The sequence below is a fragment of the Sideroxydans lithotrophicus ES-1 genome (genome assembly GCF_000025705.1).
Taxonomy (GTDB): Bacteria; Pseudomonadota; Gammaproteobacteria; order Burkholderiales; family Gallionellaceae; genus Sideroxyarcus; species Sideroxyarcus lithotrophicus.
Genome location: NC_013959.1, coordinates 970,481 through 993,512, shown reverse-complemented (window position 1 = coordinate 993,512; position 23,032 = coordinate 970,481). Strand labels below are relative to the sequence as shown.

The window sequence follows — 23,032 nt, the reverse complement described above, 5'->3', positions numbered from 1 at the left end:
ATGAAATCCGTACTCGTTCCTTTGGCTAACGGCAGCGAAGAGCTGGAAGCCGTGACCGTGCTCAATATACTCCGCCGTGCCGGCATCGAGGCCGTGAGCGCCAGTCTGGATGGCCATCCGATACGCGGCAGCCGCGGCACCATGCTCATCACTGACACCGGCCTGGAAGAAGCGCTCAAGCGCGACTTCGACATGGTGGTGCTGCCCGGCGGACAGCCCGGCACCAACAACCTGAAAGCCGATGCCCGCATCATCAAGCTGATACAGCGCATGGCTGCGGAAGACCGTTATGTCTGCGCCATCTGTGCTGCACCATCCGTGCTGGCCACGGCAGGCTTGCTCGACGGCAAGCGTGCGACCAGCTTCCCCGGTGCGCTGGATGCCTTCCCGCAAGTGTTGCGCGAGCCGCAAGCCGTGGTCGAGGACGGAAAAACGATCACCTCTCGCGGCCCCGGCACGGCAATGGATTTTGCGCTGACACTGGTCGAACGTCTGGCAGGCAAAGCCAAACGGGATGAAGTGGAGTACGGCCTGGTGCGGGTGTGAACTCGCGGTTCGTCAGGCTGCCCCCGTCCATTGTTGCACTGCTGCTGCAACTGACGGCCACTCTGTTCGTCTTCTTGTCCATATCCTTGTCCGGTTTGCATCCGACACCGCTCGCTTCGGCACTGCTCTGCGGCATGCTTGCTGCGATATTCAGCCGGATCGCAGGCATGGCGCCATGGTGGCTGTTCATCCAGTTTGTCTTCGCCCCTGCCCTGGTCCTGATGCTGTCTCTCGATATCCCGTCCGGGTTCTTTCTCGCCGCATTCCTCGTCATGCTGGCGGTCTACTGGAGTACATTCCGGACGCAAGTGCCACTCTACCTGTCCAGCGGCAAGGTATGGCAGGCATTGGAAACGAAGCTGCCTGCCGGACAGCCTTTTACCTTCATCGATCTCGGCTCCGGCATTGGCGGTGTGCTGACTCATCTCGCCAAAACTCACCCGCAGGGCCGATACCTTGGCATCGAAGCCGCACCGTTACCCTTCCTGTGGAGCTGGTTGCGCCTCAAGTCCAGCGGCTTGCGCAATTGCGTCGTGCATTGGGGCAGCTTATGGAACAGCGACCTGGGACAATATGACATTGTCTTCGCTTATCTTTCTCCTGCTCCCATGGAGGCTCTGTGGCACAAAGCCAGACTGGAGATGCGTCCCGGAAGCCTGTTCATCAGCAATACCTTCGCCGTACCCGATCATCCGCCACAGGAAACCCTCACCGTTGATGACCTGCATCACTCGACGCTGTATCTGTGGCGCATGTGAATTTCGGTCTCATCCCTGAATTCGCCGTTTAAGCCACTCTTAAGCTTGCCTCCTTATCCTGCGCCCATCGCAATGCAACCAAGGAGATCAAGAATGATCCGCATAATTCATGTATTCCTGATGGTGTTTGTGGCCGTCACAGGATTGATGTCGATCTCTGCTGCGGCGCAGACGCCAGACCAGGTGCTCGCCACCATCAAAGCCGAAGCGCAGACTTCGAGCCCCTCGTTTCGAGGATTCTCGGCAGAACGTGGCGAGCGATTCTTCAAGCAGACTCACGGCAACGAATTGAGCTGCGCTTCCTGTCACACTGAAAACCCGGCCGCCTCCGGCAAGCATACCAAGACCGGCAAGATCATCCAGGCGCTGGCGCCAGCAGCAAATGCAGAACGTTTCACCGATCCTGCAAAAGTGGAAAAATGGTTCAAGCGCAATTGTCATGATGTATTGGTTCGCGCCTGTACGCCCCAGGAAAAAGGCGATGCACTCGCTTATTTGCTCACTGTAAAAATTTAAGGAGATTGCCGTGTCATCTGATTATCGAAATCTGTTCCGGATATTCGCCGTAGCCACACTTCTGATGGGCATCATGATGTCCGTCGCCCATGCCGAAGATGACGACGACGATGACGATGAACAGGCACCCGTCGTCAGGAATGTCCAGTGGCAGAACGAGTGCGGTGCCTGTCACGTCGCCTACCCGCCCCGATTGCTCCCGGCCGAATCCTGGCGGGCAGTGATGACGGGACTGGACAAGCACTTCGGCAGCGATGCCAGTCTGGATGCGGCAACTGCCCGCGAAATCGGGGCATTCCTGGAAAGGAATGCGGGCAGCAGCCGCTACGCGACCACCGGTAAACCCGTCCTGCGCATCACCGAGACCCGCTGGTTCGTGCGTGAGCATGACGAGGTACCGGCACGCGTATGGAAGAACCCGAAAGTTAGAAGTGCTGCCAACTGTTCGGCCTGCCACACTCAGGCGGAGAGCGGCAACTACAGCGAGCACAATATCCGGATCCCGAAGTGATGAAAACTTGCTGAGCCACCTGTCGCGCACAGGTGCGCCGGAGCGCCATGCGTGGCATCATGTTCCGGCCAACCGGCAATTGACAGCCCATCAACGAGCGGACAAATGCGTATATTGGTGATAGAAGACGATGCCCTGCTGGGCGATGCGATCCAGGCCGGACTGAAACAGTCCGGCTATGCCGTGGACTGGATGAAGGATGGCGTGTCGGCCGACCAAGCGCTCAGCACCGAAGCATATGCCGCTGCAGTCCTGGACCTGGGGCTGCCCCGCATGTCCGGCCTGGAAGTGCTGCAGCGTCTGCGCAGCCGCAACACGCCGATACCGGTACTGATCCTGACCGCGATGGATACGGTGGAGGACCGCATCAAGGGGCTGGATGCCGGCGCAGACGACTATCTGGTCAAACCGTTCGACATGGGAGAACTGGCAGCACGCTTGCGCGCACTGATCCGCCGCGCCAGCGGCAAGCCTGCGCCTGCATTGCAGGTTGCCGGCGTGGAGATGGAACCGGCAGCGCACCGTGTGCTGTACCGCAACAGCGCGATCGAGCTTCCCGCCAAGGAATTCGCCGTGCTGCATGCCCTGATGCTTAACGCCGGGCGAGTGTTGTCTCGCACCCAGATCGAAGAGCAGCTCTATGCCTGGGGCGAAGAAGTCGAAAGCAACGCGGTCGAAGTGTATATCCACCATCTGCGCCGCAAACTGTTCCCTGAATTGATCGAGACCATCCGTGGCGTAGGCTATCTGATACCCAATGACAAAAATGTCTGAAACCCGCGGCCACGGTTCGTTAAAGCGCAGACTACTGGCCCTGTCCATCACAACTGTCGTCATCGTCTGGTGTGCGGCGGCGGCATTCACCTATTACGACGCCCGTGATGAATTTGACGAGATGTTCGATGAGCATCTGGCGCAATCGGCCTCGCTGCTGATCGTCCAGTCCTCACATGAACTTGGCGAGATCGAAACCGAACACATCGCCTTCCCGCACAAATATTCCCGCCGGGTCGCCTTTCAGATATGGGAAAGAGGACGCGTGCTGCGCCTGCACTCAGCCAACGCCCCGGAACAACCGTTGGCCGATCGGGTCCAGGGTTTCAGCGATAAGATCATTGACGGGCGCCACTGGCGCGTCTTCAGCACATGGGATGAGTCCGGCAAGAATCTGATCCATGTCGCCGAAAGCACCCAGGATCGAGATGAACTGGCGCGGGAAATTGCTGGAAACCTGCTGAAACCGCTGTTGATCTCGCTCCCTTTCCTGGCTCTCCTGCTCTGGATCGCCGTCGCGCGCGGTTTGCGCCCGCTGGTCCTGCTGACCGACGAGCTGGTACAACGCGCGCCAGACAACCTGGCCGCGTTTGCTGCGGGAACGGCGCCGCGCGAGGTTGTCCCGTTGATCGAACGTCTCAATAAATTGTTTGCCCGCATCGAAACCTCCCTGCAGAAGGAGCGCCGCTTCACCGCTGATGCAGCACACGAACTGCGCACCCCGGTCGCCGCCATCAAAGCCCAGGCTCAGGTAGCCCGCACCGCTTCTGCCGAAACCGAACGCGCCCATGCTCTGGATAACGCGATACTCGGTTGCGACCGCGCAGCACACCTGATCGAACAGCTGCTGACTCTCGCGCGCATCGACACACTGGGTGATGAAGTGACCGAGCCGTGCCGGCTCAAGGAGATCGCCTCGGAGGTGATTTCCTCCATCGCCCCCATGGCATTAAGCCAAAACGTCCGCCTCGAACTGACAATGGGCGGCGAAGAAACGGTGGTGAGAGGCAATCCCGTATTGTTGCGAATATTGCTCCGCAACCTGATAGACAACGCGGTGCGCCATACCCGGCCCGGGACATCGGTTGAAATCGGCATCGCAGAAGAACACGGGCGGGTCAGCCTGTCGGTTAGCGACAATGGCCCCGGCATACCGGAAGCGGAACTGGACAAGGTGGCGGAAAGGTTTTATCGACCGTTGGGCACAAGTGCAAGCGGGAGCGGATTGGGACTGTCGATCGTCAAACGCATCGCCGAAATCCATTCTGCGACATTGCAGCTCTCGCCCAAACACGACGGGAACGGGCTGAACGCAATGGTGGTTTTCAAGCCATGACGCATGCAACGACTTGCCGAAAGTACGCGTGGCGGCCAATTTTGTGGTGGGCTGGTACAGGCAGGAGCTTTAAATATTGATCAATTTCGTTCGGCCCGCTTCCCGTGAATTGCGCTGTCATTCGTGATGACGCCGATTTCAGAAAACTAAAACCAGTTTCATCAATGAGTTATAAAACGCCATCCGAAACTCTTCCCAACCCGGATTTTTTTAGATAGGATGCCTCCCCAATCCAGTTGCACATCCAAGCGGCATAGACTGCATCCCAATAAAAATTTAACCCAAAGCGAGAAACAAACATGAGCGAACATATCCGTTATGTCACCGATGGCACTTTCACCGCCGAGGTGCTGCAATCGCCGCTACCCGTGCTGGTCGATTACTGGGCGGAATGGTGCGGCCCCTGCCGCATGATTGCCCCGATTCTGGATGAAGTATCCAAGGAGTATGCAGGACGCCTGAACGTCGCCAAGTTGAATGTGGACGAGAACCAGCAAACGCCGCAAAAATACGGTGTGCGCGGCATTCCGACCCTGATGCTGTTCAAGAACGGCAACATCGAAGCTACCAAAGTCGGCGCCTTGTCCAAATCCCAGCTTACCGCTTTCATTGACAGTCACATCTGAACCCTTTAATCTCCTGCCCGCACCTGCCCTGTTTCGTCCTGAAACTCAGCCGTACAAAATAAACAAAGACACACAAGGCAGCTCGGTGCGGGGTAACCCGCAAATCCCCAGGAAAACTGCTCCACTTCTCTAGCGACTCTTCACAACCCAGCGCGGCTGCGCACCATCTACTTATGCACTTATCAGACCTCAAGACCAAACACATCACCGAACTGGTGGAAATGGCCACTGCCAATCAAATAGACAATGCCAACCGCATGCGCAAGCAGGACCTGATCTTCGCCCTGTTGAAGAACCAGGCGAAGAAAGGCGAAAGCATCTTCGGGGAAGGCACTCTGGAAGTGCTGCCGGATGGTTTCGGTTTCCTGCGATCACCGGATACTTCCTATTTGGCCGGTCCGGACGACATCTACGTCAGCCCCAGTCAGGTACGCCGCTTCAATCTGCATACTGGCGACTCGATCGAGGGCGAGATACGGACACCGAAAGAAGGTGAGCGCTATGTGGCCCTGGTCAAGGTGGACAAGGTCAACGGCGAGCCGCCCGAGAACGCCAAGAACAAGATCCTGTTCGAGAACCTGACCCCGCTGTTCCCGACCCAGCACATGACGCTGGAGCGCGACATTCGCGCCGAGGAGAACATCACCGGACGCATCATCGACATCGTGGCTCCAATCGGCAAAGGCCAGCGTGGCCTGCTGGTCGCTTCGCCCAAGTCCGGCAAAACGGTTATGTTGCAGCATATCGCCCACTCCATCGCGTCGAACAACCCGGACGCAATCCTGATCGTTTTGCTGATCGACGAGCGCCCCGAAGAGGTGACCGAGATGAGCCGCACCGTCCGCGGCGAAGTGGTCGCCTCCACCTTCGACGAACCGGCCACGCGTCATGTGCAAGTCGCCGAGATGGTGCTGGAAAAAGCCAAACGCCTGGTCGAGCACAAAAAGGATGTGGTCATCCTGCTCGATTCCATCACCCGTCTGGCGCGCGCCTACAACACCGTCATTCCCTCTTCCGGCAAGGTGCTGACCGGCGGTGTGGATGCCAATGCCCTGCAGCGCCCCAAGCGCTTCTTCGGCGCGGCACGCAATGTCGAGGAAGGCGGTTCGCTGACCATCATCGCCACCGCGCTGGTTGATACCGGCAGCCGCATGGACGACGTGATCTACGAAGAATTCAAGGGCACCGGCAACATGGAGATCCATCTGGATCGCCGCATGGCCGAAAAACGCATCTATCCGGCCATCAACGTCAACCGCTCCGGCACCCGCAAGGAAGAACTGCTCATCAAGCAGGACCTGCTGCAGCGCATCTGGGTACTGCGCAAGCTGCTTTACCCCATGGACGAACTGGAAGCGATGGAATTCCTTCTGGACAAGGTCAAGGCAACCAAGAACAACGCCGAATTCTTTGATTCGATGAAACGTTAACCCTGAAAAAAGGGTTTTGACGGTTGGTCATGTTTATGTATAATGCGCGGCTCTGAAAATCCACAATTTCAGTGGAGGCTAACCTTTAGGTTATGCCGTAACTAAAAACCGCATCAAGCGAGGTCGTTATGTACGCAGTAATCAAAACCGGTGGCAAGCAATATCGCGTTGTCGAAGGTGAAACCCTGAAGGTCGAATCCATTGACGGCGACGTCGGCGGCGCGATCGTATTGGACAAAGTGCTGATGGTTGGCAATGGCGACAAGGTCTCCGTTGGCAAGCCTCTGCTGAGCGGTGCTACTGTCAAGGCGACCATCGTCTCTAACGGCCGCCACGACAAAGTGACCATCTTCAAGATGCGTCGCCGCAAGCACTACCAGAAACATCAAGGTCATCGTCAAAACTACACCGAGATCCGCATCGACGGAATTTCGGCTTAATTCTGAAGGAGCTGCAACATGGCATCGAAAAAGGGCGGAGGCAGTACCAGTAACGGCCGCGACTCACACTCGAAACGACTGGGTGTCAAGAGCTACGGCGGCGAACTCATCAGCGCGGGCAGCATCATCGTGCGTCAACGCGGCACGCAGGTTCACGCAGGCGACAACGTCGGCATGGGCAAGGACCACACCCTGTTCGCCAAGATCACCGGCAAGGTGGTCTTCGCGGTCAAGGGCGCAATGAAGCGTAAGACAGTCAGCATCGTCGCTGCTTAAGCATTCAGGCAGTTAAAATGAGCCCTATCGCAAGGTAGGGCTTTTTTATTTCCGGTCACCACCATCATGAAATTCATCGACGAATCAAAAATAGAAGTCATCGCAGGCAACGGCGGTAACGGCGCGGCTAGCTTTCGTCACGAAAAATACATCGAGAAGGGCGGACCGGACGGCGGCGACGGGGGACGCGGCGGCAGTGTGATCGCTGTCGCCGACCGCAACATCAATACACTGGTGGATTACCGCTTCGCCCGCATGCATCGCGCCAGGAACGGAGAGCCGGGACGTGGTGCGGACTGTTACGGCAAAGGCGCGGACGATATCATCCTGCGCATGCCGGTGGGCACCGTCATCACCGACATCAACAGCGGCCAGGTCATCGCCGACCTCACCCACGACGGCGAAAGGGTCCTGCTTGCCAAGGGCGGCGCCGGCGGGCTGGGCAACCTGCATTTCAAATCCAGCACCAACCGCACTCCGCGCCAATGCACGCCGGGCGAGGAAGGGGAACGCCACGAATTGCAACTGGAATTGAAGGTATTGGCCGATGTCGGCCTGCTGGGCATGCCCAATGCTGGCAAGTCCACCTTCATCCGCGCTGTGTCTGCCGCGCGCCCCAAGGTGGCGGATTACCCTTTCACCACCCTGCACCCCAATCTGGGGGTGGTGCGCGTCTCGGATGAGAAGAGTTTCGTCATCGCCGACATCCCCGGCCTGATCGAAGGCGCGGCGGAAGGTGCCGGACTTGGACACCAGTTCCTGCGCCATCTGGCGCGCACGCGCCTGCTGCTGCATCTGGTCGACCTTGCCCCGCTGTATGAAGGCATCGATCCGGTACAGGAAGCGCACGCCATCCTCAACGAGCTGCGCAAGTACGACGAGGATCTGTACAACAAACCGCGCTGGCTGGTTCTGAACAAGCTGGATCTGCTACAGGAAGAAGATCGCGCCGAGAGAATCGCCGCATTCCTCAAGGCGTTCGGGGAGAACACACGCTACTTCGCCATCTCCGCCATCAATGGCGAAGGCTGCAAGGAGCTGACATACGCTATCATGGAACACATCAACCAGATAGCTGCGCAAGAACAGGATGCCATCGCCGAAAGCGCGCAAGAGACCGAGATCGATATTCACGACCCGTTAGCATGAACAACGTCCTGACCCATTCCAGACGCATCGTCGTCAAAGTCGGCAGCAGCCTGGTCACCAATCAGGGATCGGGTTTGGACATGGAAGCCCTTGGCAATTGGGCTCGGCAGATCGCCACATTGCGCGCTCAAGGCAGCGAAGTGGTACTGGTGTCTTCCGGCGCCATCGCCGAGGGTATGCAGCGTCTGGGCTGGAAAAAACGTCCCAGTGCCGTGCATGAGCTGCAGGCAGCCGCGGCAGTCGGACAGATGGGACTGGTACAGGCCTACGAAAGCTGTTTTCGCCAGCATAAATTGCATGCCGCCCAGGTGTTGCTGACCCATGCCGACCTCACCGACCGCGAGCGCTATCTCAATGCGCGCTCGACCCTGCGCACCCTGCTCATCCTGGGCGTCATCCCCATCATCAACGAGAACGACACCGTGGTCACCGACGAGATCAAATTCGGCGACAACGACACATTGGGAGCGCTGGTCGCCAACCTGATCGAAGCCGATGCGCTCGTCATCCTCACCGACCAGACCGGTCTCTTCACCGCCGACCCGCGCAAGGATGCCAGCGCCACGCTCGTCAGCGAAGCCCGGGCAGGTGACGCCAAACTGGAAGAGATGGCAGGCGGAGCCGGCAGCCACATCGGACGCGGCGGCATGCTGACCAAGATACTCGCCGCCAAACGTGCGGCCCGCAGTGGCGCACATACCGTCATCGCCTCCGGCCACGAACGCGACGTGTTGCCGCGCCTGTTGCAAGGCGAATCGATAGGCACGTTGCTCACTGCCAGTTCGTTGTCGCTGGATGCGCGCAAGCAATGGCTGGCCGACCATCTGCAAGTCAGCGGCAAAGTCACGCTGGATGCTGGCGCCGTGCGTGTTCTACGTAGCGAAGGCAAGAGTTTGCTGCCCATCGGCGTCACTCAGGTCAGCGGCGAATTCCAGCGTGGTGCCGTGGTCGCGATCCTGGACGAAACCGGCAAGGACATCGCGCGCGGCCTCGTCAACTATAGCGCCGACGAAGCGCGCCGTATCAGGGGCAAGGCCAGCGGCGAGATCGAGAACACCCTCGGTTACGTGGACGAACCCGAATTGATTCACCGAGACAATCTGGTTTTGCTGTAAAGCAGCAAAACCAGATTGCGGCGAAGGCTAACTTGCGCAGCAAGTTAAGTCGCGTAGCGACGGCCGAAGCCACAACTTGGTTCTGTTGTAAAACAACTGAACCAAGTTGCGGTGAAGACTCATATTCGCGCAGCGAATGTGACGTCGGAACCACAACTTGGTTTCGCTATAACGCCAAAAATCGGGAAACAGCCGCGGCATCGAACGGCCACCCCAGTTCCCCCCCAGTATCCATACGCAGCAATACCGGAATGCGCACGCCGTACTTCTCCGCCAGCTCATCATCGTCCGCGATATCGATGTAGTCGGCTGCAAGCCCCATCGCTTGAAGTATGGCTTCCGCCTGCTCACACAGATGGCAAAACCTGGTTCCGTAAAGTCTGATGTCCATGGCTGATTCTAAATCCAATCGCGCATTTCCTGTCCATGACATTGCGGCGTTTCAGCAGATTTTGCACACCAGCTCTGCCAATGCGTCAGGTCGGCTTCGATTGCCAGCCCGGCAACGATCAAAGCGCTTTACTATGCGTTGCCATTGACGAAGAGCTACAATCGACGGGCGGGGCAACAGGGATTTCGTGCGGGTGTCATGCCAGATTTTTTCTGCGCAATGTGCCGCTCAGTTGCGTACCCGGCGCGATGGTGTTGAATACGGTTCCATACTTCCTGACGTTATCGTGCAACAGTTCCAGCCGCCGTTCTCTCTCGTCGCTATCCACGATGATCTCGTAGGTGATGGATTCCATCTTCGGCGGCGCATCCTGCCGTATGCCTTCTATCCGCACTTCCACGCCGCGCAATTCGAATTTCAGGATGGGCGTGACGCGTTCGACACCCTTGATGATGCAGGCAGACAAGGCTGCCAGCAGCAGTTCGGCTGGATTAAATGCATCCGAGCGACCCGCAAGGTCTGTGTCCAGAAAGACTTCCGCCGATTTGCACCGTGCAAGGCTGCCATGTGCGTCGATACGCGAGGTACTGACGTGAAAGATCATTTTCCGATTCTCTTCGCTCATTACCAATTCACTTTGCAAAAAGTTGCCACCAGCGGCGGCGATTGTTGGGCGTTGAGGCATGGGTCTCGATCAGGGCGGGCGGAATCGTGCTGAGTATCCAGCCCGGCGGCGAGGGTGCCGCTTTGCCACTGCAGGACGATCCCATGTTGTTCGGATCATAGACCTTGATCAGCGTCGGATGCTCCGCATCGTCGGCATAGACGATCCCGCAATAGCTGTAGTCATGATCCCTGCGCAGCAACGCATCCAGCGCATCGATGCGACGAGCCAGTTCATCGCCGTTCAGCGCTTCGACCGGCAACTCTTCCCCGAGCTGATAGAAATACCAGGTGCCGGATTTGGCGCGCGCCCACAACGCATCGAGTTGTTGCCATTGCAGCATGCCCGTGAACGTGCCCTTCAGCCGCTCATGGAACACCGCAGGATCGACGCTATGCATGATATTCAGAGCCAGCCTGTTATCTTGTCGCGGCTCGGCACACCACCGGCATGCACAACCTTGCCGTCCACCACCACACCCGGCGTGGACATCACGCCGTAAGCCATGATGTCTTGCAGTTGTTCGACTTTCTCCAGCTGGATTTCCACACCCTTGGCTTTGGCGACTTCCTCGATCAGTTTCATCGTGTTTTTGCAGTTGGCACAGCCAGTGCCGAGGACTTTGATGTTTTTCACAATGATCTCTCCTTAACTATCAGCAGCAGGATTTGCCATCTTTGGCCGGCGTGCAGCATTTGCTCTTGTCATAACCGAATACGCCGAGAACCTTCACCAGCGGACAAAATCCGGTGAAACCCATCTGGAACAGATTGAACCCGACGAACAGCGTCAGCCACAACCAGCTCACATGCGACAGATCAGCCTGCCCCATCCAGTGCGCCAATCCCAGGCTCAACATGATCATAAAACCCGCAAAGATACTGACGATACGATTCACTTCCATTTCGCTACTCCTCTTGTTTGCCACGCGCAGCCAGGTTCCGGGCCGCGCACACGGATGTTCACTTTAAATTCTTCAGCCAGCTCTCGACCTCCTCGATGCGATGCAGGCCGTTAAAAATCAACTTGCCGTCATGCAGCACAGCTAGCGATTGCTGCAAGGAATTGCCCAATGCCTCGACATCTTTGCGAATTTCCACCTCCAGCCGAATACCCAGGCCACCAGCCGCGCAGAACAAACGCTTCTCCATGCGCAGCAACGGCTCCCCCGTCCCCACCAGCGTGAGGTAGATGATCGGCGCAGCGGGAGGCAGTGTCATGCAACCGGTCATCAAACCACCGCGTTGAACACATAGCCGACCAGCATGATGCCTGTCGCCACCACGCCAACGAAGGTGGCAATCAGGCGCGGTTTAAGTACCTTGCGCAGGATCACCATCTCCGGCAGGGACAGTGCGATCACACTCATCATGAATGCGAGTACCGTACCGAGTGCTGCGCCTTTGGCCAGCAAGGCCTCTACAATGGGGATGATTCCTGCGGCATTGGTGTACATCGGGACACCGATCAGCACGGAGGCGGGAACTGCCCACCAGGCATCCTTGCCCATGAAACTGGCCATGAAATCCTGCGGCACGTATCCGTGAATGCCCGCACCGATGGCGATTCCCGCCAGAACATATAGCCACACCTTGCCGACGATCTCGCGCACGCTGGCGAACCCGGCTTCGATCCGGTCCGGTAAGGTCAGCTCATCGGCGCCGACCGTTGCCGGTATTTGTGCCATGTTGCGCACCCAGTCCTCCAGATGGTGTTCCAGCTTCAATTTGCCGATGATGAAACCGGCAACGATGGCAACCGACAAACCCAGCCCCATATACAGGACCGCAATCTTCCAGCCAAACAGTCCAAACAGCAGCGCCAGCGCTATCTCGTTGACCATTGGCGCAGAAATCAGGAAGGAAAAGGTCACGCCCAGCGGCACACCAGCCTGCACGAAGCCGATGAACAGCGGTACGGCAGAACAGGAACAGAACGGGGTGACGATGCCAAGCATGGCAGCCAGAACATTGCCGCCCCCCTCATGCCGCTCCGAGAGCAGGGCACGGGTGCGCTCCGGCGTGAAATAGGAATTGATCATGCCCATCACCATCACCACCCCTGCCAGCAGCAGCAGCACCTTGGGCGTGTCGTACAGGAAGAATTGCAGCGCGTCGTACAGGTGGCTGCCGCGCGCAACGGGCAAACCATCCACCAGCCAATGCGATAACGGCTCCAGCGTTTTGTATAGCAGGAACCACGCTACGACGGCGATCGATAAAAAGGCGCGGGGACTGCGACGCGGCAATTTCAGGGCAAAGTCGAACATTCGATAAACTCCAAAACGGTCTGTGGTACTGAGGAGACGAACGAAGCGGTAAAAGGATGCAGCCAATAAACACTGATTTATCCGTTGGCCCTGAGCCTGTCGAAGGGATTGCCGCGAACGGCGGATCAAATAAGCGCTTCCTTAATTGCGTGGAATATGACTTTCCACCCGGCCGCTTTCGTCGAATTGCACCTGGCAGGCTGTACTCATGCGGTCGCGCATGCGCGACCGTGCGCGCAACAACCGAGATTTGGCGGCAGCAAGGGAAAGACCCTGGGCAGTCGCATAAGTTTTCTGCTTCACGCCTTCCAGATCGCATTGCTCGATGATGTCGCGGTCTTCCGGCGACAGCTCGGACAGCACGCGCGCGACGCAGGTGCTGAGCACGCGTAACGGCTCAGGCGCAGGCTCCGGGTTCGGAATGTCGTCTTCCAGCTCGATCACATTGCGCCCGCGACGATGCTGGTCGATCAATGCATTGCGCGCCACCTGGAACAGCCACGCCCGCTCATTGTCCAGCGTGCAGAACTGCCTGCCCTGTTGCATCGCCTTGACGAAAACCTCTTGCAGCAGATCGTCGGCCAAGTGCGCGTCTCCGGCACGATGCCGGATGTAATTGCGCAACTCGCCTTCATGCGCATTCCATGCATTCAGGATACAAGGGAACGACAGCATTGACGGCTTATTCATATTCAGTTTGCAGCACCGCCAGTCTGATACCAGCCCTGGCTGCGCTTCACGATATGCACCACACTCAACATCACCGGCACTTCGATCAGCACGCCCACCACGGTGGCCAATGCAGCGCCGGATTCAAAGCCGAACAGGCTGATGGCAGCAGCGACGGCAAGTTCGAAGAAGTTGGATGCCCCGATCAATGCCGACGGCCCGGCCACGCAATGCGCTTCGCCGAATCTACGGTTCAACCAGTACGCCAGGCCCGAGGTGAAATACACCTGGATAGTGATGGGCACGGCGAGCATCAGGATGATCAACGGTTGTTCGACGATGGCCTTGCCCTGGAACGCGAACAGCAACACCAGCGTGAGCAGCAGCGCTGCGATGGAGATGGGACCGAGTGCATGTAGTGTGCGCTGCAACGCGTCTTCGCCGCGCGCCAGCAGCAGCCTGCGCCACACTTGCGACAGCAATACGGGCAGCACGATATACAGCACCACCGACACCAGCAGCGTATTCCACGGCACGACAATGGAGGAGATGCCGAGCAGCAGCGCCACCAGTGGCGCGAAGGCGAACACCATGATGGTGTCGTTGAGCGCGACCTGGCTCAAGGTGAACAGTGGCTCGCCGTTCACCAGACGGCTCCACACGAACACCATCGCGGTGCAGGGTGCGGCAGCGAGCAGCACGAGACCTGCGATGTAGCTGTCGAGCTGCTCTGCCGGCAGATATGCGGCAAACAGATGGCGGATGAACAGCCAGCCGAGCAACGCCATCGAGAACGGCTTGACCGCCCAGTTGATGAACAGCGTCACGCCGATACCGCGCCAGTGCTTGCGCACCTCATGCAGTGCGCCGAAGTCGATGCGCAAGAGCATGGGAATGATCATCACCCAGATCAGCAGGCCGACCGGAAGGTTGACCTTGGCGATCTCCAGCCCGCCCAGCCAGTGGAACGGCGCGGGGATGGTTTGTCCGAGTACCACGCCAATGATGATGCACAGGAAGACCCAGAGGGTGAGGTAGCGTTCGAAGATGCTCATGCTGTCAGTCCTTGATGCGCCCGATCTCGGCGAGCTTCTCTTTCAGGGTGAGCTTGTCAAGTTTCTCGATCGGCAGGCTCATGAACAGCTGGATGCGGCGTGCCAACTGTTCGGATGCCCTTTTGAAAGCGGCGCGCCGCGCATCGTCGCCTTCGATATGCGCCGGATCCGGAATACCCCAGTGTGCCGTGGCAGGATGCCCCAGCCACACCGGGCAGGCTTCTCCTGCAGCGTTGTCGCACACGGTGAAGATGAAATCGAACTCGGGAGCACCGGGCAAAGCGAACTCGTCCCAGCTTTTGCTGCGCAGTCCTTCGGTGCTGTAGCCTTGTTGTTGCAGCAACTCCAGTGCGCCCGGATTCACGCGGCCAGCCGGCTTGCTGCCCGCGCTGTATGCCTTGAACCTGCCTTTGTCCAGATTGTTGAACAGCACTTCGCCCAGGATGCTCCGTGCGGAATTGCCGGTACACAGCACCAGCACGTTGTATTGCTTTTCACTCATTATCGATTTCCTTTAACGTATCAACATTTCTTGACCGGAGCGCACTGTGTCGCATCACCCGCACAACAATGCTCGGTAAGATAAGCAATGAGCTTGTCCATCCCGGCAAAATTGGCGCTATAGATCACAAACCGCCCCTCGGTGCGCGATTTGATCAACTTGGCATGTGTCAGCGTCTTCAAATGAAAAGACAAGGTGGCGGCCGGGATACCCAGCCTCTCTCCCAATGCTCCCGCCGCCACTCCCTCTTTCCCTGCCTGCACCAGCAGGCGAAAGATCGACAGGCGCGATTCCTGCGCCAATGCTGCCAAGGCTTCTACTGCCAGTTCGATCTTCATCTCCACCTCATGTTTACATTCTATATTTCCAATATTATAGAAATATTAAACCAACCGCAACCTGGGCCTGCAATTCATCGACATTTGCCTTTCGTGCTAGCATGCAACCCGATGCTGTATCCATCTACCGTCACAGGGTATTCAGATGTTCCTGGAATTGATGATTCTCGTCGTACTGGTTGCTGTCGTAGTCATCGCACTGCGCCCGCCACGACGCTGAATGTGCTGTCCGGGAACTATCAACCATCAAATATACCCAGCCATGCAATGGTTAAATGCAGATGTGACCTGTTTAAATAAAATCTCAAGAAAACCCGATCGGAGTCCATCCATGAGAATTACCAGCCGCATTCTGCTAGCGATTTTCGTTTCCAGCTTCATGGTCAGCAACTCGAACGCCAGTACCGTAATAGGCGATATCACTTGCCAACAATGGCAAGACCGGCAAAACCATCCTGCCGATGGAGAATCCTACAAGGTCTGGCTCAACGGATATTTATCCGGGGCCGATGCCATGTATGGCGACATGCTCGACAGGGACTTCATAAAAAACTCGGACAAGATCTCCATCGTGGACTGGTCGGATGTGTACTGCAAAAAACATCCTGAGGCGATGTTGCATGACAGCGCCAACGCATTGATCAAGCTTTTGAAAAGAGACATGCCATTTTAAAAAGCATGACTGGATTTTGCATATCCCCCATTTAGCCGCCCCCGCACGATGCTGACTTCCACTGGCTGGTTCTACTGGGCGCTCATGTCGGCGATCTTCGCCGCCCTTACTGCCGTTTTTGCCAAGATCGGCATCAAAGGCATCGATTCCGACCTGGCCACGCTGATCCGGACTGCGATCATCATCGTCGCGCTCTCGGCATTCGTCTGGTTCGCCGGGAAGTGGAGCAACCCGTTCAAGCTGCCTCCCAGGACATGGATATTCCTTTCCCTCTCCGCATTGGCGACGGGAGCGTCCTGGGTCTGTTATTTCCGCGCTCTGCAGATCGGCGAGGCCTCGAAAGTTGCCCCCGTGGATAAATTGAGCCTGGTCCTGGTTGCCATTTTTGCCTTTACCTTCCTCGGTGAACGCCCATCGTTACGAGAATGGGCCGGAATCGCCATGGTTGCGGGCGGCGTGTTGATGCTGGCACTCAAACGCTAGATTCAGCCGCCCGCAAGAGCAGCAGCCGTCACCGCGATCAGACTTTGGCCAGATGTTTCACCGGTAATGAAGCGAGCGGGATCGGTGGTGCCGCGATCTCCGAAAAGTCCAGCGAAATCCAGTCTGTTGCAACCGACAGGAAAAGGTTGTGGGAAAAACTTTGCTGCGCCTGATGATTCTGGTAAATCTCGATCGCCGATTCGCTGGCCAGAGTGACCAGCCAGCAATAGTGATACTTGCCATCCTGCTGCAAAGCCCGTCCGATACGGATATTGCGTACGCCGGGAATCGCGCGCATGGACTCCTTGCCTTCGCGCATGATGGCAGCCACTTCGCTGTCGGTCAGCTCATTGCCAGCCTTGTACAGAACGACATGCTCCAATTCCTGCCACGGTCTGCACTGGGCCAGGACTTCCGCGGCCCGCCCGCCGCTGCCCCAGATCCGGATGCAACGTGCGGCCTCCTCGCGTACAGCATCGCGAACACCCTCCAATAGCGCACGGTAACCCCCACCCTGATTGGCTGCCGCATTTTCCCTGACATGACGGCCTGCGACATCGGCCAGGCCGGTGTAGTAATTGATCTTGGATACGCCATGGGAAATGAGCCGCCTGTACTGCTCGTCGGTCAGCCCGGTGCCACCGTGTATCACCAGTGGCACATCGACAGCCTCGCGTATCCTGGTCAGCCTGTTGTAATCGAGCTTCGGCACCCCTTTCATCCGGCCATGCACCGTGCCGACCGAAACCGCCAGACAATCGACACCTGTCCGCTCCACGAATGCCTTGGCTTCGACCGCAGATGTATACGCCAGATCCCCCGGATGTTCCGCAGCGCTTTCCCCTTCCAGTCCGGGTACATAGCCAAGCTCACCTTCCACGGTGACTCCGCAGGCATGCGCCATGTCCACGATATCGCGGGTCTGGCGCAGATTTTCCGAAAAGGGCAGCATGGATGTATCCACCATCACTGCGTTGCAACCGGCAGAGATCGCGCGTTCGGCCGACTCAAGGTCGGTGCCATGGTCGAAATTGATCGCTACCGGTACGGCAGCTCGCCGCGCCACGGCGACCACAGCCGGAACGAACAGATCGATGTCGTGAGCTGAAAAATGAGAATCGATCAGATTCAGGATAACTGGCGCACGGCTGTCTTCGGCAGCTTGCATCACCCCTTCCAGAAAATCCTGGTTGTCCACGCCAAAAGCACCCACTGCGTAATTGTGCCGGTGAGCATGATTGACGATATCGGTCAGATGAACGAGAGGCATGACGGCTCCCTTATTGATTGGCGCTCAGTTTCGACAGTGCTTCGTTTGCGGATAGCTCATAGCGTGCGCGCTCTTTTTTCGCTGCAGCTTCCAGTGCTGCATTGATTCGCGGAAACTTCAACGCCAGGATGCGCGCAGCCAGCATGGCAGCGTTCCTGGCGCCATCCACTGCAACCGTGGCAACGGGGACACCTGGCGGCATCTGCACCGTGGACAGCAACGCATCGAGGCCGGATACGACGCCGCCGGAAAGCGGCAAGCCGATCACGGGCAACCGCGTGTGGCCGGCAATCACCCCGGCCAGATGTGCGGCCATCCCCGCACACCCGATCAACACCTGCACATCTTCCTTGTGCGCACGTTCGATATAGGCCAGCACCTTGTCCGGCGTACGGTGTGCAGACGCCACCACGAGCTCGCTGGAAATACCGAGCTCAGTCAAAGTGTCGCGAACTTTGACCACGACAGGCAGATCGTTGGGACTGCCCGTCAGTATGCCTACCAGAATCTGGTTGACGGCCTTTGTGGATGGTGCCGCAGCAGGCACTGGTTTTTTCATGCATGGTCTCCTCAATCTCGATCAAAGTATGGATAATTGTTGCCGACTTCCACCCCATGGAGCGCTCATGGAAATCACCTGCTATCGCAATCCCGAACTTGCGCGTGAGCCGCGATTCCTGCCTGCAGCAACTTACAATCTTGCGCATGCACTGTGGTCACGCACCAGCTCCGGTTGCCTGTTCGTTCCGATGCGCAGCATGCAATATCTCGCGATACTGGATGCCGAAGAGCTCATATTTCTCGACGGCACACGCAAGTGCTGGATCGACATCGCCTGGCGCGATTTCCACCCCCAGGATCGTACGTCCCTCAGCGACCCGGTGGCCTACCAGGCCGTTTACTACCAGCCGGCAGCGTCCGATCTTATGCCGCGCCTGCTGGCAGAACTGCCGCGCGCACTGAACGAACTTGCAGCCAAAGGGCGATTTGACGGACAGGCCCGGGTGATAAAGTTTGCGGCCCCGGGACATGCATGATGTTGGCGCCTTAATCATCCTCGCCAAGCTCCGCATCCCAGCCCTTGTCTCGCGCTGACGAGATGGCTGCCGCATACAACCTGGCATGCCGTTCACGCAAGTCGTCCGGCAAGCGGCTGGGCAGATGAGCATAAGGCTCCCATGCGGCGTACACCTTTTCGTACAGGTTCTGCATGCGCGCTGAATCCCAGCCTGCACAGGTTTCCGTTTCGGGCAGGATGCCGAATACCCAGGCATCGCGTACGAGGCGCCCCAGATGGGTCAGTCCGGCGTTGGTATCTTCATCTACTCCAATATAAGTCTGTAGTGTCATCGTGTAAGTCCTGCGTAGAGTATTGGTAACTTTGGGTTTCGGCTGCTGCGCTTAACTTCGCCTTGCGAAGTCAGCCTGCGCAGAAAGCTGTCTCTCCGAAATCCGGAAATCATCATGGATCGTTCTTTTGTCATCTGGTTAATCCGGCATAGAGAGCCGGCAGCTTTTCCGGCAAACGCTCCACATGGTCCACTACCATGTAGTTCCTGGCCCCGAATATCCTTGAGACATATTGATCCGCTCTCGGGTCAAGCGACATGCAAAAAGTCGTCACCCCCGAGCGTGCCATTTCCTCCACGGCTTTCTTGGTGTCATAGCGCAGATACTGCGGATCGCGCACGTCTACGTCTGCCGGTTCGCCATCGGTGATCACCAGCAACAACTTCTTCGCCGATTTCTGCAGCTTCAGGTAATGCCCGGCATGGCGGATGGCTGCGCCCATGCGCGTGGACAACTGACCGCGCATGCCCGCCAGGCGCGACTTGGGCACCTCGTTATAGGGCTGGTCGAAATCCTTGAAGCGGGAGTACTCGACATTGTGGCGGCCATCGGAACAGAAACCGTGGATTGCGAACGGGTCGCCGATCTTGTGGATGGCATCCGCCAGCAACACGGCAGCTTGGCGCTGCAGATCCAGCACGCTGTAATCCTGCCCGCTGACCTTGTCGTTGGTTGACTCCGACAGGTCCAGCAGCACCATCACCGAGATATCGCGCACTTTGCGCACCGAGCGCATCATGATGCGCTGGTCGGGTTGCTGTCCCATGCGCATGTCGATCATGGCGCGTATGGCCGCGTTGACGTCCAGTTCGTCACCGTCCTCCAGCTTGCGTATGCGCGTCACGCCCTGCGGCTGCAACGCATCCAGCAGGAATTTCAGGCGTCCGATGGTGCGCTTGTGCTGCGCGGTGATGTCGTCGATCAGCTGCAGGTCGCCCGCCTTGGGCCGTTTCTCCAGCACCGTGGCCCAGGCCGGGCGTTCGAGCTGGATCTGGTAGTCCCACTCGGCATAATGGTAGGGTTCGGAGACCGGCTCCTTGCCCTCCAGTTCGTTGTACGACTTGCCCATATCTTCGTAAGGGAAGAGCTCGGTGCCGAGCACCCAGATCTCTTCGGCATCGTCGCCTGCCGTTTCCACGTCGAGCTCATTGGCGAATTCCATCAGGCTGACATGCTTGCGTACCTGCTTCGGCGCCTCGTAGCCTGCCGCCAGTGCCTGGTCGAAGTCGAATTCCTCGAACTCCCAGAAATAGCGGTTGTCGTCGCGGTAAGGTGTCGTGAGCAGATCGCTGCGCGGATTGAAGGGGATACGCTTGGCCAGGAATTCATGCGCCAGTTGCACGCCGATGTCCCAGGATATCTGGTTGCTGTCCAGGCGGTCGGCTGCCTGCTTGAACAGCACACGCCCCTGCGCGATCCACGGATCGTTGTCCTGATAATCGTGGTCCAACAGGGCGCGCGCCAGCCGGTTGAGGAAGTCACCGGCCGAATCGCCCTGCCCCGCTTCAATGGTGTGCAACTGCACCCACAGTTTTCTGAGACCCGGAAACCGGTTCGCCGCCAGCGTTTCCACGCGCGCGTCCTCGATCACGCTGATGACGGCCATCTGGAACGGGTTGAGCGCCTCGGCCGAGATCGGTTCGCGCGTGTACACGAGATGAGCCGCACCATGCGCTGCCGCGGCGCGGTAAAGCTCGAGTCCGGGGAGCTTGCGCCCCTCTCCCGAACCCTCTCCCGCTTGCGGGAGAGGGGCCGAACGATCCCCTGCGGGGAGGATAAAATCATCGTAGGCATCGGGCAGGTGGATGAAATAGCCTTCCACGAACGGGCGATAGCCTTCGCGCGACTCGAAATCGCCCGAGGTCGGTTTCATGAAGAAGTCCCTGGCCCAGAGTGCGCGCAGATACATGTTGATGCGACGCTGCACATCGATGAACAGCGTGCCCTTGCGCTCCTGCTGCAGCATCGCCTGCGACTCCTTCGACTGCAGGCTGAAGTAGCTGGCTTGTTCGGGGTAGTTGGTGCGGTGTGCATGCGCGCCCCACAGCGCCCAACGGCGCAATCCGCCCAGGGTCAGCTGGCTGAAAAGTTTTTCCAGGTTCTCCAGCATCGGCCGCACGCCGCGTGGCGCCTGCGCCAGCAGGTTGGCGAGGAATTGCAGGTAAGCACGAAACAAGGCCTCGTCGCCGAGTCGGTTGGCCGCTGTCGGCGCAGTGCTGAGCATCAGTTCTATCACCGCGCCGGAGGTCTTGGAAGCCAGCGACAATGCGGTCTGTACCAGGTCGGGCACGGCATCCTCGCCGATCTCCTTGGCCACCAGCGGCGCATGGTCGATCCAGGTGGCAACCAGTTCGTCGCCTTTGCCCAGACTCCTCAGTGCAGCCACCCCCTTGAGGAAATTATCGAGGCCGCGGGCACTGAACACCTTGGCAGCTTCAGGCCAGGAGGAACGCACTCTCTCCTGCAACTCCGGCGAAAGCGCGGCAAGCAATTCCTGGTAGTCGTCGAGATTGATTGCCATGGTCGCGTCACCCTAAAAAAATGTCGTCACCGCCGCATCCAGCGCATCACGCATATCGGGGTCATCCGTGATCGGGCGCACCAGTGCGACACGGCAGGCTTTGACCGGATCGACGCCGGTTGCGATCAGACTGCCTGCATATACCAGCATGCGCGTTGAGATGCCCTCGTCGAGCCCGTGCCCCTTGAGGTTGCGAGCACGTTCGGCGATGGAAACCAGTTTGCCGGCCACATCCGCCTTGACACCGGTCTCATGGACAATGATCTCGGATTCGATGTCATGCTCCGGATAATTGAAGTCGAGTCCGCCGAAACGCTGCTTGGTGGACTGCTTCAGATCCTTCATCAGGCTCTGGTAACCGGGGTTGTAGGAGATCACCAGCTGGAAATCAGGGTGCGCGTGCACCAGCTCACCCTTCTTCTCCAGCGGCAGTACACGGCGATTGTCAGTCAGCGGGTGGATCACGACGGTGGTGTCCTGACGTGCTTCCACCACTTCATCCAGATAGCAGATCGCACCATAACGTGCCGCAATCGCAAGCGGACCATCCTGCCAGCGCGTGCCGTTGGCGTCGAGCAGAAAGCGCCCGACCAGGTCGGAAGCGGTCATGTCCTCGTTGCAGGCCACGGTGATCAGCGGCCTGCCCAGCTTCCATGCCATGTGCTCCACGAAGCGGGTCTTGCCGCAGCCCGTGGGACCCTTCAGCATCATCGGCATGCGCACGGTGTAGGCAGCCTCGAACAATTCCACCTCGTCCGAAACGGCGCGGTAATAGGGTTCCTTTTCGATACGGTACTGCTGGATGATGTCGCTCATTCTTGTCTCCGTCTATCGTTCAACACAAAGGCAGAAGCGGCCGGCTTGCAGACGCTTGTGTCCATATGCGAAACACCTCAGGTCGCGGTAAAAAAAACCTGCCGCCCGAACCGGCGCGGCAGGAGTCAACTGCATCAAACCGTCTTGCCGCGGAAGATCACCATGGCCGCGCCCTGGGACTGGTTGAAGTTGTTATAACCGATCAGGCGCACGTGGTTGTTGGGGTTGGCCTTGTGGCAGGCTTCGGCTTCCGCCAATACCTTGGTCACGTCGGTCTCGCCGAACATCGGCAGCTTCCACATGTACCAGTAGGAGTCCATCAGGTATTCCGGCTCGATATGCTCGATGGCGGGATTCCAGCCTTTGGAAACCAGGTACTCCACCTGCTTCTTGATCTGGTCGGCGGTCATTGCCGGCAGGTAGGAGAATGTCTCGAACTTGCGGCTGGCAGGGTCGGACAAACGTGATTTGTAATCCATTACTTCGCTCATGATTCCATCCTTTCGTAGCTTGGGCCAAGCTTGGCCGTGACCCAATGTTGTGTGAATTGCCGG

General features: G+C 58.1%; 32 protein-coding genes. 15 read left to right on the top strand and 17 right to left on the bottom strand.

Annotation, left to right across the window (positions count from 1 at the left end; all coding sequences use genetic code 11):
* The 12 genes from SLIT_RS05080 to proB all read left to right on the top strand — a co-directional run bounded on the left by SLIT_RS05080 (position 1) and on the right by proB (position 9,477).
* Positions 1–546, top strand: coding sequence for a DJ-1 family glyoxalase III (locus tag SLIT_RS05080; RefSeq protein ID WP_013029153.1), 546 nt, complete (start codon positions 1–3; stop codon positions 544–546).
* Positions 543–1,304 (top strand): class I SAM-dependent methyltransferase, encoded by a 762-nt coding sequence (locus SLIT_RS05075; RefSeq protein ID WP_013029152.1) that lies wholly within the window; start codon positions 543–545, stop codon positions 1,302–1,304. Before SLIT_RS05080 ends, SLIT_RS05075 begins: the two co-directional genes overlap by 4 nt.
* Before the next feature lie 93 nt (positions 1,305–1,397).
* Positions 1,398–1,820, top strand: a complete 423-nt coding sequence (locus tag SLIT_RS05070) for a DUF1924 domain-containing protein (RefSeq protein ID WP_013029151.1) — start codon at positions 1,398–1,400, stop codon at positions 1,818–1,820.
* 10 nt (positions 1,821–1,830) lie between these two features.
* A complete protein-coding gene (locus tag SLIT_RS05065; protein WP_013029150.1) occupies positions 1,831–2,331 on the top strand; it encodes a diheme cytochrome c in 501 nt (166 codons plus the stop codon).
* A 105-nt stretch (positions 2,332–2,436) separates the two neighbouring features.
* On the top strand, positions 2,437–3,105 hold the full coding sequence (locus SLIT_RS05060; protein ID WP_013029149.1) for a response regulator transcription factor: 669 nt from the start codon (positions 2,437–2,439) through the stop codon (positions 3,103–3,105).
* Entirely contained in the window at positions 3,098–4,441 is a 1,344-nt protein-coding gene (locus SLIT_RS05055) for an ATP-binding protein (protein WP_013029148.1), read from the top strand. Before SLIT_RS05060 ends, SLIT_RS05055 begins: the two co-directional genes overlap by 8 nt.
* Positions 4,442–4,740: 299 nt before the next feature.
* The gene (gene trxA / locus SLIT_RS05050) at positions 4,741–5,067 is read left to right on the top strand and encodes a thioredoxin TrxA (RefSeq protein ID WP_013029147.1); all 327 of its coding nucleotides are present in this window, start codon (positions 4,741–4,743) and stop codon (positions 5,065–5,067) included.
* Positions 5,068–5,240: 173 nt separating this feature from the next.
* Positions 5,241–6,497 (top strand): transcription termination factor Rho, encoded by a 1,257-nt coding sequence (rho, locus tag SLIT_RS05045; protein ID WP_013029146.1) that lies wholly within the window; start codon positions 5,241–5,243, stop codon positions 6,495–6,497.
* A gap of 128 nt (positions 6,498–6,625) precedes the next feature.
* Complete coding sequence (gene rplU, locus SLIT_RS05040) at positions 6,626–6,937, top strand: 50S ribosomal protein L21 (protein WP_013029145.1); 312 nt, start codon at positions 6,626–6,628, stop codon at positions 6,935–6,937.
* An 18-nt stretch (positions 6,938–6,955) separates the two neighbouring features.
* A complete protein-coding gene (gene rpmA / locus SLIT_RS05035) occupies positions 6,956–7,213 on the top strand; it encodes a 50S ribosomal protein L27 (protein WP_013029144.1) in 258 nt (85 codons plus the stop codon).
* 66 nt (positions 7,214–7,279) lie between these two features.
* On the top strand, positions 7,280–8,362 hold the full coding sequence (obgE, locus tag SLIT_RS05030) for a GTPase ObgE (RefSeq protein WP_013029143.1): 1,083 nt from the start codon (positions 7,280–7,282) through the stop codon (positions 8,360–8,362).
* Positions 8,359–9,477 (top strand): glutamate 5-kinase, encoded by a 1,119-nt coding sequence (gene proB / locus SLIT_RS05025; protein WP_013029142.1) that lies wholly within the window; start codon positions 8,359–8,361, stop codon positions 9,475–9,477. Before obgE ends, proB begins: the two co-directional genes overlap by 4 nt.
* A gap of 166 nt (positions 9,478–9,643) precedes the next feature.
* On the opposite strand, the gene SLIT_RS05020 is transcribed toward proB, so the two are convergent.
* The 11 genes from SLIT_RS05020 to SLIT_RS04970 form a co-directional block, all read right to left on the bottom strand.
* Positions 9,644–9,868 carry a glutaredoxin family protein gene (locus SLIT_RS05020; RefSeq protein WP_013029141.1) on the bottom strand — a complete coding sequence of 75 codons (225 nt, stop codon included), beginning with the start codon at positions 9,866–9,868 and terminating at the stop codon, positions 9,644–9,646.
* Between the two features lie 196 nt (positions 9,869–10,064).
* Complete coding sequence (locus tag SLIT_RS05015) at positions 10,065–10,472, bottom strand: OsmC family protein (RefSeq protein WP_013029140.1); 408 nt, start codon at positions 10,470–10,472, stop codon at positions 10,065–10,067.
* Between the two features lie 28 nt (positions 10,473–10,500).
* The gene (locus tag SLIT_RS05010; RefSeq protein ID WP_013029139.1) at positions 10,501–10,932 is read right to left on the bottom strand and encodes a hypothetical protein; all 432 of its coding nucleotides are present in this window, start codon (positions 10,930–10,932) and stop codon (positions 10,501–10,503) included.
* A 5-nt stretch (positions 10,933–10,937) separates the two neighbouring features.
* Positions 10,938–11,168: a thioredoxin family protein gene (locus SLIT_RS05005; protein ID WP_013029138.1), complete on the bottom strand. Its 231-nt coding sequence runs from the start codon at positions 11,166–11,168 to the stop codon at positions 10,938–10,940.
* Between the two features lie 19 nt (positions 11,169–11,187).
* On the bottom strand, positions 11,188–11,436 hold the full coding sequence (locus SLIT_RS05000) for a YgaP family membrane protein (RefSeq protein WP_013029137.1): 249 nt from the start codon (positions 11,434–11,436) through the stop codon (positions 11,188–11,190).
* A 58-nt stretch (positions 11,437–11,494) separates the two neighbouring features.
* Complete coding sequence (locus SLIT_RS04995; protein ID WP_223293826.1) at positions 11,495–11,752, bottom strand: thioredoxin family protein; 258 nt, start codon at positions 11,750–11,752, stop codon at positions 11,495–11,497.
* 11 nt (positions 11,753–11,763) lie between these two features.
* On the bottom strand, positions 11,764–12,801 hold the full coding sequence (locus SLIT_RS04990) for a permease (protein ID WP_013029135.1): 1,038 nt from the start codon (positions 12,799–12,801) through the stop codon (positions 11,764–11,766).
* 141 nt (positions 12,802–12,942) lie between these two features.
* Entirely contained in the window at positions 12,943–13,491 is a 549-nt protein-coding gene (locus SLIT_RS04985; protein ID WP_150102941.1) for a sigma-70 family RNA polymerase sigma factor, read from the bottom strand.
* Between the two features lie 2 nt (positions 13,492–13,493).
* A complete protein-coding gene (gene arsB / locus SLIT_RS04980; RefSeq protein ID WP_013029133.1) occupies positions 13,494–14,525 on the bottom strand; it encodes an ACR3 family arsenite efflux transporter in 1,032 nt (343 codons plus the stop codon).
* 4 nt (positions 14,526–14,529) lie between these two features.
* Positions 14,530–15,027 carry an arsenate reductase ArsC gene (locus SLIT_RS04975; RefSeq protein ID WP_013029132.1) on the bottom strand — a complete coding sequence of 166 codons (498 nt, stop codon included), beginning with the start codon at positions 15,025–15,027 and terminating at the stop codon, positions 14,530–14,532.
* A gap of 20 nt (positions 15,028–15,047) precedes the next feature.
* Complete coding sequence (locus SLIT_RS04970; protein ID WP_013029131.1) at positions 15,048–15,365, bottom strand: ArsR/SmtB family transcription factor; 318 nt, start codon at positions 15,363–15,365, stop codon at positions 15,048–15,050.
* A 331-nt stretch (positions 15,366–15,696) separates the two neighbouring features.
* Between SLIT_RS04970 and SLIT_RS04965 the strand changes: the two genes are divergently transcribed.
* Entirely contained in the window at positions 15,697–16,038 is a 342-nt protein-coding gene (locus SLIT_RS04965; RefSeq protein WP_013029130.1) for a hypothetical protein, read from the top strand.
* Between the two features lie 48 nt (positions 16,039–16,086).
* On the top strand, positions 16,087–16,521 hold the full coding sequence (locus SLIT_RS04960; protein ID WP_013029129.1) for an EamA family transporter: 435 nt from the start codon (positions 16,087–16,089) through the stop codon (positions 16,519–16,521).
* Between the two features lie 37 nt (positions 16,522–16,558).
* On the opposite strand, the gene SLIT_RS04955 is transcribed toward SLIT_RS04960, so the two are convergent.
* Together SLIT_RS04955 and purE are read right to left on the bottom strand one after the other, a co-directional pair.
* Positions 16,559–17,791, bottom strand: coding sequence for a class II fructose-bisphosphate aldolase (locus SLIT_RS04955; protein WP_013029128.1), 1,233 nt, complete (start codon positions 17,789–17,791; stop codon positions 16,559–16,561).
* A 10-nt stretch (positions 17,792–17,801) separates the two neighbouring features.
* Positions 17,802–18,350: a 5-(carboxyamino)imidazole ribonucleotide mutase gene (gene purE / locus SLIT_RS04950; protein ID WP_013029127.1), complete on the bottom strand. Its 549-nt coding sequence runs from the start codon at positions 18,348–18,350 to the stop codon at positions 17,802–17,804.
* Positions 18,351–18,417: 67 nt separating this feature from the next.
* Here purE and SLIT_RS04945 point away from each other — a divergent pair, with 67 nt between their 5' ends.
* The gene (locus tag SLIT_RS04945; RefSeq protein WP_013029126.1) at positions 18,418–18,828 is read left to right on the top strand and encodes a hypothetical protein; all 411 of its coding nucleotides are present in this window, start codon (positions 18,418–18,420) and stop codon (positions 18,826–18,828) included.
* 10 nt (positions 18,829–18,838) lie between these two features.
* Here SLIT_RS04945 and SLIT_RS04940 read toward each other — a convergent pair whose 3' ends face one another.
* The 4 genes from SLIT_RS04940 to SLIT_RS04925 all read right to left on the bottom strand — a co-directional run bounded on the left by SLIT_RS04940 (position 18,839) and on the right by SLIT_RS04925 (position 22,969).
* Entirely contained in the window at positions 18,839–19,141 is a 303-nt protein-coding gene (locus tag SLIT_RS04940) for a hypothetical protein (protein WP_013029125.1), read from the bottom strand.
* Between the two features lie 130 nt (positions 19,142–19,271).
* Positions 19,272–21,662, bottom strand: coding sequence for a nitric oxide reductase activation protein NorD (locus SLIT_RS04935; RefSeq protein ID WP_013029124.1), 2,391 nt, complete (start codon positions 21,660–21,662; stop codon positions 19,272–19,274).
* A gap of 12 nt (positions 21,663–21,674) precedes the next feature.
* On the bottom strand, positions 21,675–22,478 hold the full coding sequence (locus SLIT_RS04930; RefSeq protein ID WP_013029123.1) for a CbbQ/NirQ/NorQ/GpvN family protein: 804 nt from the start codon (positions 22,476–22,478) through the stop codon (positions 21,675–21,677).
* Between the two features lie 134 nt (positions 22,479–22,612).
* Positions 22,613–22,969, bottom strand: a complete 357-nt coding sequence (locus SLIT_RS04925) for a ribulose bisphosphate carboxylase small subunit (protein ID WP_013029122.1) — start codon at positions 22,967–22,969, stop codon at positions 22,613–22,615.
* Between the last annotated feature and the right edge of the window lie 63 nt (positions 22,970–23,032).